The organism is Segatella copri, from assembly GCF_051861805.1.
In the GTDB taxonomy this organism is placed as follows: Bacteria; Bacteroidota; Bacteroidia; order Bacteroidales; family Bacteroidaceae; genus Prevotella; species Prevotella copri_M.
In genome coordinates, this window is sequence record NZ_CP146520.1 from 3,011,898 (window position 1) to 3,026,997 (window position 15,100).

The 15,100-nt window shown below is 44.4% G+C and carries 11 protein-coding genes; 1 reads left to right on the forward strand and 10 read right to left on the reverse strand.

Features of this window, described 5'->3' with window-relative positions:
• Positions 1 to 9: 9 nt before the first annotated feature.
• From V8Z93_RS11965 to V8Z93_RS11980, 4 genes are all read right to left on the reverse strand, one after another.
• On the reverse strand, positions 10 to 1,884 hold the full coding sequence (locus V8Z93_RS11965; RefSeq protein ID WP_439431621.1) for a site-specific DNA-methyltransferase: 1,875 nt from the start codon (positions 1,882 to 1,884) through the stop codon (positions 10 to 12).
• Between the two features lie 1,406 nt (positions 1,885 to 3,290).
• Positions 3,291 to 4,199: an Abi family protein gene (locus V8Z93_RS11970; protein WP_439431622.1), complete on the reverse strand. Its 909-nt coding sequence runs from the start codon at positions 4,197 to 4,199 to the stop codon at positions 3,291 to 3,293.
• A 183-nt stretch (positions 4,200 to 4,382) separates the two neighbouring features.
• On the reverse strand, positions 4,383 to 4,514 hold the full coding sequence (locus V8Z93_RS11975; protein ID WP_203051165.1) for a helix-turn-helix domain-containing protein: 132 nt from the start codon (positions 4,512 to 4,514) through the stop codon (positions 4,383 to 4,385).
• A gap of 57 nt (positions 4,515 to 4,571) precedes the next feature.
• Positions 4,572 to 5,324: a YaaA family protein gene (locus tag V8Z93_RS11980; RefSeq protein WP_439431623.1), complete on the reverse strand. Its 753-nt coding sequence runs from the start codon at positions 5,322 to 5,324 to the stop codon at positions 4,572 to 4,574.
• Positions 5,325 to 5,645: 321 nt separating this feature from the next.
• On the opposite strand from V8Z93_RS11980, the gene V8Z93_RS11985 reads away from it, so the two are divergent.
• Entirely contained in the window at positions 5,646 to 6,902 is a 1,257-nt protein-coding gene (locus V8Z93_RS11985) for an MFS transporter (protein ID WP_203039262.1), read from the forward strand.
• 216 nt (positions 6,903 to 7,118) lie between these two features.
• On the opposite strand, the gene V8Z93_RS11990 is transcribed toward V8Z93_RS11985, so the two are convergent.
• The 6 genes from V8Z93_RS11990 to V8Z93_RS12015 all read right to left on the reverse strand — a co-directional run bounded on the left by V8Z93_RS11990 (position 7,119) and on the right by V8Z93_RS12015 (position 14,858).
• Positions 7,119 to 7,946, reverse strand: coding sequence for a helix-turn-helix domain-containing protein (locus tag V8Z93_RS11990; RefSeq protein WP_439431624.1), 828 nt, complete (start codon positions 7,944 to 7,946; stop codon positions 7,119 to 7,121).
• 90 nt (positions 7,947 to 8,036) lie between these two features.
• Positions 8,037 to 9,731 (reverse strand): MFS transporter, encoded by a 1,695-nt coding sequence (locus V8Z93_RS11995; protein WP_439431625.1) that lies wholly within the window; start codon positions 9,729 to 9,731, stop codon positions 8,037 to 8,039.
• Positions 9,732 to 9,753: 22 nt separating this feature from the next.
• On the reverse strand, positions 9,754 to 10,809 hold the full coding sequence (locus V8Z93_RS12000; protein WP_439432853.1) for an HlyD family secretion protein: 1,056 nt from the start codon (positions 10,807 to 10,809) through the stop codon (positions 9,754 to 9,756).
• A 117-nt stretch (positions 10,810 to 10,926) separates the two neighbouring features.
• Positions 10,927 to 12,252 carry a TolC family protein gene (locus tag V8Z93_RS12005; RefSeq protein WP_439431626.1) on the reverse strand — a complete coding sequence of 442 codons (1,326 nt, stop codon included), beginning with the start codon at positions 12,250 to 12,252 and terminating at the stop codon, positions 10,927 to 10,929.
• A 411-nt stretch (positions 12,253 to 12,663) separates the two neighbouring features.
• Entirely contained in the window at positions 12,664 to 13,083 is a 420-nt protein-coding gene (locus V8Z93_RS12010) for a GNAT family N-acetyltransferase (protein WP_439431627.1), read from the reverse strand.
• A gap of 296 nt (positions 13,084 to 13,379) precedes the next feature.
• Positions 13,380 to 14,858 (reverse strand): L-fucose/L-arabinose isomerase family protein, encoded by a 1,479-nt coding sequence (locus tag V8Z93_RS12015; RefSeq protein ID WP_203051173.1) that lies wholly within the window; start codon positions 14,856 to 14,858, stop codon positions 13,380 to 13,382.
• Positions 14,859 to 15,100: the final 242 nt, after the last annotated feature.

The following is a 15,100-nucleotide window of genomic DNA, read 5'->3' on the forward strand; positions in this document are numbered from 1 at the left end:
AATCCCTTTTTAAAGGATTTTGGTGACCGTGTCAGGAGAATATGTTTTAAAGATCTGCTCGAAGTTGGTGGCGGTGGAATCATCCTTCATGCTGGTGTCACGGAGCACGGCATAGGCTGGTTGCATCTGGGCGATGGACTTTACCACATCGTCGGTTACATCCGGGTCGAAGCAAGCCACGAGGTATCCTTCGGCAACGTTATAGATGGTCTTGCCAGCTACAGTTGTCGTTTCTATCTTCGAATCCAGGGTTGCGCCAAGTTCGAGCATCACTTGGAAGAGCAGGTCTTCGCCAGTTCTATCCGGCTTTACATTATCCACCTGCGAGAAGAGGTCAGCTTGCGAAATATCCTTTGGAGAATAGTAGATGTTCTGCATATTGGTGGAATCGAGTTTCAACACACGGAAGCCAGTATCGAGGTCTTGGGTGGTTAAAGGAGAGTCCTCCTTGATTTTCTTGCCGGCACGGCGGATTCGCTCCTTGCCTATTTCACAGACAGTTTCATATCCTTGTTCTTTCTTTTTCTCGCTGATATGTTCTGGTAATTGAACCATGACAAATGAACAATGTTTGTCTTTTTCTACATTCATTTTCATTACAGCATGAGCTGTAGATGCACTACCAGAAAAGAAATCTAATATGATAGAATTATCATCGAGATTAGCTAATGTAAGCAAACGTTGCAATAATCGAATAGGTTTAGGACCATCAAATACACCTTTATCACCAAATAATGCTGTAACTTCTTTAGAACCTTCTTGACTATGACCTACTTCTTTGTGAAATAAAATAGAGGTTGGAGCCATACCTTCGAATTTCAATTCAGATAAAAATCGTTTGACTCTAGGAACTCCATTACCTTCAGGACCAAACCAAATTCTATTGTCTTTCACTTTTTCTAAAAATGATTCTTCTGAAAATCTCCAACATCTGCCTGGGACTGGGTTTACTATCTTTCCTGAAGGTGTTGTAATCGGATAATCACATGATTTATTGTAGGTTTTAACAAGCATGTCTCCAGACGTCCAAACTCCTCTAGGGTCATTGTCCGGATTTGAGTAACGAGCATTTGCTTCTTGTGTTCTTTCAAGCCTGCCTATTTTGAAGTTTTCTATTCGTTTAGCGCACATTACAATATAGTCGTGGCTAGAAGAAATAAATTTGGCATCATTCTTTGGTGCAAAGGCTCTTTCCCAAATTAAGGTTGCAATAAAGTTTTGTTCTCCAAACACTTCATCGCAAACCTTTCGAAGATTCTCAACCTCATTATCATCAATAGAAATAAATATCACACCATCATCGGTCAGCAAGTCTCTTGCAACTTTCAATCTCGGATAAATCATATTGAGCCAATCAGTATGGAATCTGCCATTGCTTTCGGCATTGGTAAACATACGGTTGCCCTGCTCGTCAAACTGTCCTGAGTTGGCGAGATATTCTTCTGAAGACTGAGCGAAATCATCTTCATAAACAAAATCGTTTCCGGTGTTGTAAGGTGGGTCAATATAGATCATTTTCACCTTATGGAGGTAAGTCTCCTTCAGACATTTGAGAACATCGAGGTTGTCTCCCTCGATATAAAGGTTCTGGGTGTTGTCGAAATCAACGCTGTCTTCACGGCAAGGGCGAAGTGTGGCATTGATAGGAGAATTGGCAAGGAGAATCGCCTTGCTCTTGTCGGGCCAGGTAAACTGGTAGCGTTCCGCTCTTTCTGACATCACATTATCAGAAAGATTCTGCTTGAGTTTCTCGAAATCTATGAGGTGCTTTGGCTGACCGCTTCTTTCGTCCACGGTCTCCGTAACGCAGTCGGGAAACAGCTGCGCAATTTTCGTAATGTTGTCCTCGACACCATTACTACTCTGCATTCTTAATTTGTCCATTCGTAGCTCTTTTCATTGTTGGTTACTATATATATAATAAGGTATAGCAACAAACATTGAAGCGAACTCCAACGTCTTTTGCTATAGCTGATGGGTGCGTTTGGAACTAAATCATTATCGGAGTAAAACGGGCAGCGGACAGAAGGATTAGCAGAAAGCCATCCGTCGAAAAGCCTTGATGAAGTGAAGACAAAGAAGAAGCGTGAGCTTCCCTTATCAACACTTAGGCTTTGGCGTGCCCGTAACCACGATAAGTTCCGCCCACGCTATAGCGCAGGCGTTCACAGAACTTATTCATTCGTGATTACATACTTTAAATCGCCAAATTTAAGTGTTTCCGAACAAATTAGTAAACGCAAGTTTATAATCTTACTATGTTATATCTTTCTTTTCTGTTTCTTATATATCTTTCTTTTTAAATTGTTATACATTCATTGCAATGCCTTTTGGCATCCCAATACAAGGATAGTTATAGCGCCATCATGATTTTTATTATATTCCTGTTCCAGATAACATTTTCGGCATCTTTGGAAGTGATGATTATGCAAATCATAAACTTGCAAAGTAACCGTCAATATCATCATGCGACTTCAATGTGATACATTGTCCACTATGAATTTCTTCTCTCACCTTGTCAAGCTTCGCTTGCAAATCGGGAGTAATCACATGAGTTGATGTGCTCATATCCTTTGTTTTAAATTGTTATTTTGGCACAAAGATAATAAAAAATAATGAAAATCGGAGTGAATCTTTGGTTTTTAACACTGATAATTGCGATTATTAAAGTTTCTTTTACAAAACGCAGTGGATACACAGTAAGTAAGCTTCATTTTCCATCGAAACAGGCTCCATTCGCCATCGAAGCCTATTTCATTTGGAACTGAAGGAAGCCAACTCAGTAATCTAGGTTATTTCTGTCAATACTTATAACCAAATTTTGTATACTGGCAAACTTGGAATCTAGCAACAAAATAGGGAGTTTTAAGCATCTCGAATTCCCTATTTTCTGCTTCTAACTAATCGAATACCCTATAGTTGTACGACTATAAAGTTGTAGTCGTACGACTATATAGGCTATAGTCGTACAATTGTAGAGTTATAGTTGTACAACTATAGGGGTTATAGTCGTACAACTATAGAATTCCTATTTTAGCGCTATTAACCAATAAATCCATAATTCCCTGATTATTAATATATTACCATTTTCTTCCATATTTTCAATATTCACAAAGAAATAAGAATCATTTGAAAATACGAGAATCTCAGCAAGGGAAATGTATAAAAATAAAACGACCCGCACATTTGAGCATCGTTGAGAGGCTTGGCGGGTACTAGTGCTGCAAAGGTACGAAGATTTTTCGAAACCAGCAAATTTTTAGAGATAAGTTTTAATCTTTTGCTTAACTTTACCCGATTTTCCACAATTCCTCGTTCTCCCAACCCTCTGGAAATCCCATTGGTGCAGGATCGACAAGAGGAAAAGCCGACAACAAATTGCGTAACTTCTGCCCCATATCATTATTGGGCGAAATTGTATCCAAGAAATACTTAATGATACAAAGATCATAATAAACTCGCAAAGGATTGGAAGGTAATGTTATCCAAGCATGGGTGGTTCGACGTGGAACCATAGGCAACATTGTATTCTGCTTATTCCATACTCTTGCATGATGACAGCAAGAATTTCTTGTTAAAGTTATAATTGTCATCCATGAATTAAACACCTTTAATTGCAATCCAAAACGTAAAGCTATCCGCTTTTTTACTTGCGCATTCTTGAGATTATTAAAGATGTTTACCATTACACCCAAAGGAATGAGTTCTGCCAGTATCCAAGCTGGCGGATATGGATCAGAATACGTTTGCTTAAAATGCGCAATAAATTCTTCACGAGACTTTTCTACTTCATGTTTTAGTAAAACCAAAGTCTTCTGAAACTTATTTGAATCTATAAAGTAAGAAGCATTCGTCATCCAGAAGCTATCTCCAAACGCTGATGTACACTCATCAACGATAGCTGTACGAACGGCTATCTCGATTTTCTCGATTTCATTAAACATAAACAGACGAAGCTTCTTGTCAAAACGATACAACATCATGACCTGTCGGAAACTTGCATCTGTCTTGAACCGATGCTCTGACTTGGGAACTAAAAGCAATGGATACATATATGCTGAAAGGCGATAATAATTTATCGTCTTTAGGTACTGTTCTGCTTTACCGGGATTATCAATAGCAAGTCCTCTTGACAAGAGTAATTGAACAAGAGCATCTGCATGTTGGTATTCCTTTTGAAATGGGATAAGACTATTCATAAAGGAATGAGTTTAGAAGGTTCAAAATGTATAAAAATAAAACGACCCGCACATTTGAGCATCGTTGAGAGGCTTGGCGGGTACTGGTGCTGCAAAGGTACGAAGATTATTCGAAACCAGCAAACTTTTGGGGAGAAATTTTAATTTCGCATGCTAAAAAGTATAAAGCATTTACAAATTAAGCTACTCCGCCCCCATGCGGTAATTCTTAGGCGATAATCCGGTATGCTTCTTGAAGAAGGTGCCGAAGGATGAGGCATTAGGAAAACTTAACTCGCAGACTATCTGCTGAATCGTCATGTTCGTATTCTTCATCAGATTATACCGCTATAACTTAAAAATATCGAAATTATTTGTACTATTTTGTTCTATTCAACGAACGAAATGAGGAAAAGCAGCTTCTCCTAATTCTGGCGCATATTCAAAACCTTCGTAACTGAAGCCTGCCAGTTCCTCTGGAGTAAGAAGCTGATTATTCAGGATATATCTCACCATGGCTCCACGGCAAGATTTAGCCCATACAGCCTGCATCTTCAATCTGCCGTCTTTCTGGCGGACATAAAAGAGTGGCTGAATGACCTTTATCTCCTTACATACTCTCTTCCAATCAAACAGATGTTCATATTCCTCTGTTGAGAGATGGATGAGAATGCCATCATCAGCTTTCACACTATCGATGAGAACATCCGTCAGTTTGTCTTTCCAGAACTGATTGACAGGCTTGTCGTTTGTGGCTTCAAGCGATACGCAATGCTCCATACGATAAGGTACGATACCATCCATTGGTCGAAGTAAACCATAGAGAAAACAGGTAATCCAGAGATGCTTCTGGGCATACTCTAATGAGTCGTCACTTAAAGAGCTGGCACGCAAATGTTTATAGGCCTGACCATTGTAAGCCAGGATGGCAGGCATCTTTTCTGCTGCCATAAAAGTATAATAGCGTTTCCAGTTTTCAGTTGCAATCTTGCTGCTGCAATCCAGTTGCCTAGCCAATTCCTCTACATTCATCCTTGCCATTTCTTCGGCCAAGACATTGGCAACTGATTGGAAGAGTGGCACGGAGACAGGCTTCCTGTCTGCCTTATCAAACATGATTTTTGCATTTGCCAATAATATCTGCATAATAATCTATCTTTTATTTTTTGAACATCAATAACCAGTAGTTGTAGGTTTAATTGTGCATGCAAAGTTAAGAAAAAAAAACAATATTCAATGGCAAATATCCAAGAAAAATCCCATGAACTTATAATTTTTTAAAAAAAGAACATTATATAATACCTTTTCTTGCATAATCTAGAATTTTTTGTTACCTTTGCAGGAAAAGTACAACATAATACACTACTTGGCATGGAGGTTAAATATGAGATTCGTCAGACCGTTTAGTACAACATAAAATATTGATCTTCAAATAAGAAAATAAAAAAAGACAAAAAAATTAAAGAAATGAACATCAAGTCAATAGGCTGTAAAATCAAGGGAAATCCTACGATGGTAGAGGGTACGGTGTATTCCATGCTCATCATCTGTAGCATTTCCCATTTCCTGAACGATATGATTCAGTCGATTATCCCTTCCATCTATCCGATTGTGAAGGATAAGTTCGACTTCTCGTTTGCACAGATTGGTATCATCACACTGGTCTTCCAGATGACATCTTCCATCCTGCAACCTTTCACAGGACTTTATGCCGATAAGCATCCCCGTCCCTATGCCCTCTCCATCGGCATGTGCTTCACATTGGTGGGCCTGCTCCTGCTGGCTTTCGCCGAGAATTATTTCCTGATTCTCCTGGCAGTGAGCGTTGTCGGCCTGGGTTCTTCAGTGTTTCATCCCACAGCATCGAGAGTGGCCCAGATGGCATCGGGAGGCAAGAAGAGTCTGGCACAGTCCATCTTCCAGGTAGGTGGCAATGGAGGATCTGCAATAGGACCTTTGCTGGCTGCCATCATCATCCTGCCTTTCGGTCAGCATGCCATCTCCTGGTTTGCCCTTGCAGCCCTGCTTGCCGCTATCATCATGGTAAGATTGGGAGTCTGGTATAAGGCACGACTGGCTTACGTGGTGAACCATCCCCAGAAACAGCCCCTTCTTAATACCCATATCTCTAAAAGGGTGAAGTATTGGGCTCTGTTCATCCTCATCATGCTCGTGTTCTCCAAGTATTTCTATACGGCATGCATTACGAGTTACTTCACCTTCTTCCTGATGGATAAGTTCGGCGTATCGGTACAGACCTCGCAGCTGTGCCTCTTCGTATTCCTTGCCGCCTTTGCCATAGGTACGGTGGCAGGAGGAATGCTGGGTGACAAATTTGGCAGAAAGTATGTCATCTGGTTCTCCATTCTGGGAGCAGCACCCTTTGCCATCGCCATGCCTTTTGTGAACTTCACATGGACCATCATCTGTACCTTCCTTTCTGGCTTGATCATCGCCTCGGCATTCTCTTCCATCGTGGTATATGCCACCGACCTGATGCCAGATAAAGTGGGATTGATAGCAGGCATTTTCTTCGGCCTGATGTTCGGACTGGGAGGACTTGGCTCAGCGTTCTTCGGCTGGTTAGCCGACAAGACCAGTATTGAGTTTATCTTCCAGGTGAGTGCCTTCCTGCCATTGCTCGGCATCATAGCAGGATTCTTGCCGAATACCCAGAAGAGAAGCGTTGAAGAAACTGATGAAAACGCAAAGTTTAAGTTTTAAAAAATATTAAGGAAAGAAGTGGCGATAGTTATATAAAAAGCCGCCACAACTTGCCTGCTGCCAGCAGCGTGAGTCTTGCTCTCAAGACCCTGATCAATAGGGAATTCATCTACAAGTACAATGGCAGCTATATCATATACGACCGCTTCTTCGGGATGTGGTTGAGGACTTTGACCATCAGTTCATTGAAACAGAGAATACGAAGATTATTCGAACCTACTCCGCCCCCATGCGGTAATTCTTTGGCGATAAACCGGTATGCTTCTTGAAGAAGGTGCCGAAGGATGAGGCATTAGGAAAACTTAACTCGCAGGCTATCTGCTGAATCGTCATGTTCGTATTCTTCATCAGATAAATGCTGCGACGGATGATCGCCTTGAAAATCAACTGCTGAACCGTCTTGCCACACACCGACTTCACTATCACCGAAAGATACTTCGGGGTGAGACAAAGCTGGTCGGCATAAAACGCCACACCACGCTCTCGCATGAAATTCGCATCTATCAGCTTCACCAACTCCTCAAACGTCTCTATCTTGCGATCCATCTCCTTTCTCGGCGTGGTAAGCGAGGCAGAGAATATGCTGCAAAGACGATAGGTCACCGCCATGAGAAGCAACTTCTGCTCATGATCACTATAAGTATCCTTCTTCTCCTTCTGATCTAAGACAAAAAGCATCCGGGCATAAGACGTCAGCATCTCCTCGTAACCCGTCTGCGCCACGGTGCACGCCTTGGGATAAAGCGTGGAATAAAGACGCATGCTCATCACCGTATTGCCCAACATGTGACGAATCTGCTCCACACGATAGAAAAGCAAGGTAAAGCGGAAATCGGAAGAGGTTTCCTGAATATGAAAAAGAATTTCAGGAGAAAGGAAAATAGTCTCTCCCATAGACGCAGCAAAGGATGCCCCGTTTACCTGGAAACGGAACATCCCTTGATGACAAACTACTATTCCGACATAATCAGAATAGAAAGGCTGCATCAGAAAATGAGGAAATTCTCTTGCCTCACATATTATAATATTATCTGTTATCTCCATTATTTCAAATTTGCTTGAATTGCGAAGATAACAAAAATATCTATTCCATCTGACAACAATCCCGATTATTTATGATATTTTAGCAGAATCCTACCTCCTTCCCAAGTTTTTCTCATTCACATTCTTCAGCAGATACTCACGGGTAAGCTCCTTGATGTTGCGCTTGCGCCAAGGTATCACGAGCATCAAGCCAGCACATACCAGACAGCCATAGAAGGTCCAGCCTGCCATCTCCTTGATAGATACCAGGGTGGCTTGTACCTGCACCTTACCCTTCACACTCATGGCAGCCATGTTCTGCGCCTCGGTTACACTCTTACCCTGATACTGCATGCCCATCACCGTCTGGTCGTAAGTTTTTGCCGTCTCCAAGCTGGTACGGTCGTAATCCTGCGCAAAGCGGGTTACGTAATACTGCTGGCGATGCTGAAGCACATTGGTGTAGAGCGCCGAACCTATGCAAGGGGCGATGACCATACGCACGGTGAGCATGATGCAGACCCAGGTGGACATGAAGCGGTAAGGCATGCGCTGATTGGCTATCGTGGAGATGAGCGAATAGAGCAGCATCATTCCCGTGGAACGGATGATGATAGGCCATTTCATGCGCTCATACATGCCGTCGTTCTGTACCTCGAAGTACATAAAGAGGGCGTAGCCTCCGATAAAGAGGAAACCCAGACAGTACATCCACTTCAGATGAACATTCTTGGCTCTGGCGATGACCGCAAAAATCAAGCCCATGGTATATCCCACCATCACCCAGTTGCCCAGGGTGGCATTCTGCCAGTTGTCTATCTTCATTCCCACATTGGTGAACACATTCACGAACATGGCACTGGAGTTGCAGACCATCAGGAGGAAGAACAGCATGATGCCATAATTGATAACCCTGAGCTGGAACACCTCCATGATAAAATAAGGTGAACGACGGGTCTTCTCCAGATAGATGAACAGGGCGGTGAAGATGAGACAAACCACCGTAGAATAACGGATGGTAGGATCATCAAACCAATCCAGCGTCTTGCCGAACACCATCACATAGGCAAACGAGCAGAGCATGATGCTGAACACCGTGACATTACCAAACTTCGACATCGTAATCGGGAACTTCGGCATCGGATACTTATGGTAAGGCATGGTGAAGAACACGATGATGATGCCCGCCAGCATGAATGCCATCATGAAATGATACACATACTGCCACTCGTAAGCATAGGCAAGCCAAGCCGTGAGCCAGGTGCCCAACTGTCCGATAATCATGAAGAAAAGATAGATGACCGGCTGGGACACCATTTTTTCTGAATCCACCGCATCCCAAGCCTCCTCGGTAGTAGGCTCGCAACCCGGCGTGATATTCTTCGTTGCCTCAATGCCGAAGCCATATCGAATCAATACAAAGAGATGCGCCATCAGAAGCGTCTGGCGAACAAAGCCCATCAGCAGACTGCACAAGCCGAGGATGAACAGCGAATCGGTTTGGGCGCAGACGAAACTGAGCAAAAAGAGAATGGAGAATCCCACGATACACATCATCTTCTCTCTTCGGATGCACACCAGTTCGTAGAAGAACGGCGAGAAAGCCGCCATTCCTATCGACGTGCAGAAGCCCGCAAAGGCGATGTATTCCGACTGGATGCCCAGTCCGCTCATCATCTCTCCGCTGTTGGCGGAATAGACACCACTCATCGTAATCATCGGCACGAAGAGGATGATCATGAAGATGATGCCAAGCGGTTTCGGCACCCAGTCATAGAACGGATAATTCTTATATTCTTCTTCCATATATTACTTCATTTCCTTCTAGCTACTTTTTATTTCTCTCAGCCTTTACTATCACCATCATACCTGCTGCCAGGCGGGCATTGTCTTCCTTGCTGAGGTTAGTAAAGTCGATTCTTACAGGCACACGCTGCTGAATCTTCACGAAGTTGCCTGCCGAATTATCGGTAGGAACAAGAGAATACTTGGAACCGGTGGCACCGGAGATAGCGGTAACGGTGCCCTCAAACTCCTTGTTGCTGATGGCATCCACCGTCATGCGGACCTTCTGACCCACATAGAGATTCTCTACCTGGGTTTCCTTATAGTTGGCGATGACCCACTTCTGGGCATTAGGAAGGATATAGGTGATGGTAGTTCCAGCGTTTACCATCTGTCCCTCTTCGATAGAGCGGCGACCCAACTTACCATCGCATGGCGCTACAACCACACAATAAGAGAGGTTCAGCTTCGCCATCTCCACCGCAGCCTCAGCACGCTCGATGGCAGCAGCCACATTCTGCTTGCGGGTAACCACCTCGTTCACGCCCTTATAGGCAGCAGCCTGCTGTCGCTTTACCGACTCCAGTTTCTTCTTGGTAGCCGCATATTCCACTTCGAGCTGCTCCAGCTGAATAGGTGTAGCCGCCTTCTTCTCTACCAGGTTGCGATAGCGCTCGCAATCTTTGGCGAGTTTGGCAAGGCGCACCTCTATCTCGTCGATGGATGCCGAATAGACGGTAGCCGATGTCTGGGTGGTCTGCTGGGTAGCATCAATCACGTTGGCTCCAGCCTTGGCATCCTTCAGTGCCGCCTCAGCCTCCATCAGACGGATGCGATACTCACGGTCGTCGAGGATAAGAAGGGTATCACCCTTATGAACCTCCTCGTGTTCCTTGAAGCAAACCTTGGCGATATAGCCCGATGCACGGAGGTTGACAGGAGAGATATACTGCTCTACCTGGGCATCGTTGCTGGTTTCGTTGGCATTATAATCCAGGAAAAGGCAGACGATCTTCCAGAGTCCGAAGGCGAGAATGGCTACGCCGATGAGGCTGGCAATGATCTGACGGATGCGCTGCTTCTTCAATTTCTTCTGCATTTCCTCGTGAGAAGCCTGAGTTGCGGCAGCATTTTCCTCACGAGCGGTTTCTATCTTGTTGTTTTCGTTCTGTTCCATTGTTATATTTTGATTGATTATTACTTAATGATTCCTTTGTTATTTAACCTGATCCAACTGTCCGGTGAGTTTCAGGAGCGAGAGATTCGCCACCTTATATTTATAATAGGCGGTGAGATAATTGTTCATGGCTTCGCTCATGCGCATCTCATCCTGAAGAACGGCGGTCATCGTTCCTACACCTTCTTTATACTGGTCGGCTGTTACGCTATATACATCCTGCGCCAGAGTATAGTTGTCAAACTGCTTCTTGTAGTTGCGCTGACTGTTGTTCACCTCGCTCACGGCGTTCATATAGTTTGCCTGCATGCCTTTCAAGGCATCCTCGTATCCGATGCGGGCATTCTCCTCCTCCATCTTGGCACGTCTTATCTTGGAACGCTTCTCGAAGCCATCGAAGACTGGCACTCTCAGCTGGATGCCGATGCCATTGGAACCATACCAGTGGTTTGATTCGCCCGAATGAATCCAATGCTCTATCTTATCAGTAAAGGCTGAATACATCAGACTTCCGGTAAGACTCACCGAAGGCAAATAGCCATCCTTGGCTAGTTTGGTCTGCTTCTGGGCAAGTTCCTTTCTCTTCTCCAGGAGCTGGAGTTCATAGAGATTGGTGTTCAATCCGTTGGCATTCACCGTTTCTATTTCTCCGGGATTCACTTCACTTACCTTGATTTGCTTATCCGCAGGATAATCTATCACATACTTGAGCATGGTATATTGCTGGTCGAGCATGGCGATGGCGTTGTCGCGCTGCACGGTGAGATTCTCGATGTTGAGTTTCACACGCTTCACATCCACCTCCAGAGTCATTTGGTTGTCGTAGAAAGCCTGGGTGATGCCATAGAGTTCTTCCAGGCGCTTGATGTTGTCGTTCACCAGACGAATCTGTTCGGCAGTATTCTGCGCCATGTAATACATCTTGGCAGTCTGCACGATGAGGTCTTCGCGCGCCTTCTCGTAAGAGAGCTGGTTGAGATGGTCTGCTATCTTGGCAATGTCGATGACAGTATTCACCATCTGGTTGTAAAGCGGCATCTGGAGTTGCAAGCCTGCAGAAGCATTATACTGCAGGGTCTTGGTAACATTGTAAGGTTTGCCGTAGGCAGAACCATCCGTCACGGAAACAGGAGGCGTGAAGTTATCGTTCAACTGTGCCACGGCGTTGATCTGCGGCAGCAGCTTAGCCTGGTTCTCGCTGATGGAATACTTTCCCTTTGCAATCTCGTTCCTGCTTTTCTGCAGCGACAGGTTGTTATCCACTGCCATCTGCAGGCACTGGCTCAGCGACAGAGTTTCCTGCGCCATCATAGCAGAAAAAGCCCCGAGAGCCAGACAAAAACACAATATCTTTTTCTTGTTCATTTTTAATATGTTTCTTATGATATAAAATACAATTTAATTCTGGTGCAAAGGTACTGATTTTCTGCAAATAATCACTATTCACAAAATATCACAAAATGTTCAAAATTGCCGTTTCTTTTAGTGGCGGGGTTACTGGAAACAAAAGAGGGTGTGTCATAAACCACATCCCATACGCCCTGAAAGGGCAGAAGCTCTTAGCCCAGGGCAGCGCCCTGGGTTTTAGAATAGATACAACAAAGTCGCCCTGAAAGGGCAAAAGCTTTGAAATTGAAAGCTTTTGCCCTTTCAGGGCGACCTTGTTTTTTGCCAACATTACCCAGGGCGCTGCCCTGGGCTAAGAGCTTTTGGGCTTTCAGCCCGTCCTCGGCTGCCGTTATTTAGACTTATGACCCACCCTCCACTATATGATATTTAGAATTTCATTTTATAGACGTTGGTTTCTCTCTTTTCGAAGCCCAGGCTCTGATAGAGCTGGTTGGCAACGACACGGGATGGGCGCGAGGTGAGCATCAGCGTTACTTCTCCCCTCTTCCTGCACTGTTCCATCACCTGCTGAATCATCAGCTTGCCATATCCCTTGCCACGGAAGTTTCTATCCACCACCACATCTTCTATCCATGCCTTCCATCCGGTAGGGCATTGATAAAGACAGAAGGTAGTCATACCGATGAATTGTCCATCGGATTCCAAGACATAGAGATGACTTTGGGATGAAGAGAGCAAGGTGTTCAATTCTTCCTCGGTGATAGTATGTACGCTATCACTCAACTGCGACAACAGGTTATTGATACTTGCCAAATAACCTGGCTTCAATGCTGTTAATTCTATCAATCTAGGTTCTTTCATGGTGCAAACTTAGCATATATTTCGGAGATTGCCAAGAATAGCGGGGAATATTTTATTTTTTTAATAAAAGAAGAAAGGGCAAAAGCTTTGAATTTAGAAAGCTTTTGCCCTTTCAGGGCGACATTGTCGCTTATATGTTAACCCAGGGTGTTACCCTGGGCTAGGAGCTTCTGCCCTTTCAGGGCGTATGGATGAAAAAAGACCACACTCTTCTTTCAGGACGTGTGGATGATAATTACCACACTCTTCTTTCAGGGCATGTGAATGATAATTACCACTATTTACTTCCAAGGATTCTCGGTTGGATAAGGCAGGCTAGCTGGCTGGTTGTAAGCGATATCCTTGATGCCAAGATACTTGAATACCTCGAACAGGGTCTTGCCTACGTGAGAGAAAGCTACTGCACCGTGGTGTGGATAGCCCTTCTGAACCAAAACGTGGCGATAGAAGCGGCCCATCTCGTTGATGGCGAAGATACCGATACCACCGAATGAACGGGTAGGAACATCGAGAACCTCACCCTCTGCGATATAAGAACGGAGGTTACCCTCTGAATCGCACTGCAGACGATAGAATGTGATATCTGATGCAGCGATATCGCCCTCCAATGTACCACGGGTGAAGTCTGGTGTACCACCATTCTCCAACAAGCGGTTCTGGATCAACTGATACTTGATCTTACGGCTAGAGCACATCTTGCACTGTGGAGTGTTACCGCAGTGGAAGCCCATGAAGGTATCAGTCAACTTGTAATCGTACTTACCCTTGATGTCCTCATCATAGATATACTGAGGAACAGAGTTGTTGATGTCGAGCAATGTTACTGTATCATCAGAAGCACACATGCCGATGTACTCAGACAATGCACCATAGATATCTACCTCGCAAGCTACAGGAATACCGCGGCTAACGAGACGGCTGTTAACATAGCAAGGCTCGAAACCAAACTGGCTTGGGAAGGCTGGCCAGCACTTGTCGGCGAATGCTACATACTGGCGAGAACCCTTGTGAGCCTCTGCCCAGTCGAGCAATGTCAACTCAAACTGTGCCATTCTGCGGCTGAGGTCAGGATAGTAGCATCCCTCGCCCATCTCCTTGGCCATATCAGCGCAAACCTCGTCGATACGTGGATCGTTCGCGTGCTCCTTATAAGCTACGAGGAGGTCGAGCTCTGAGTTCTCCTCAATCTCTACACCCAGTTCGTACAAGCCCTTGATTGGAGCGTTGCAAGCGAAGAAGTCCTGTGGACGTGGACCGAAAGTGATAATCTTCAAGCCCTTCAAACCGAGGATGACGCGAGCTACTGGTACGAAGTCCTGAATCATCTTGGCTACTTCTGCAGCTGTGCCTACAGGATACTCAGGGATGTAACCCTTCAGGTGGCGCATGCCGAGGTTGTAAGAGCAGTTGAGCATACCGCAGTATGCATCACCACGACCATTGATCATGTCGCCGTCGCCCTCAGCGGCAGCTACGAACATAACAGGACCATCGAAATTCTTTGCAATCAAAGTCTCAGGAGTCTCTGGACCGAAGTTACCGAGGAAAACAACCAAGGCGTTGCAGCCCTGCTCCTTTACCTCGCTCACAGCCTTGAGCATATCTTTTTCGTTCTCAACTGTAGTCTGGCAGTTGAAAATCTCACCTTTGTACTCTTTTACGATGTTCTCACGGCGCTGTGTAGAAAGCGCGATTGGAAAACAGTCACGGCTAACGGCAATGATGCCGAGCTTTACTTGTGGAATGTTGTTGCTTACCATAATTATTATGTTTTATATTAAGTTTTTGTATAATTGCTTATGAACTGCTTGTTTTTACTGAGCGCAAAGTTACTAATTATTTTTATCCCAGCAAACGTTTTTTGCGTTTTTTTGTGGTGAAAAAAGTTAAAAAAGAAGGAAAAACGTCTAAATGTAACATCTGATAAAGTTCCTGAAACATTTCATGCACCAGATATGATACCTTATAACAAATAAAAACATAAAGATTGATGGTTTTTCAA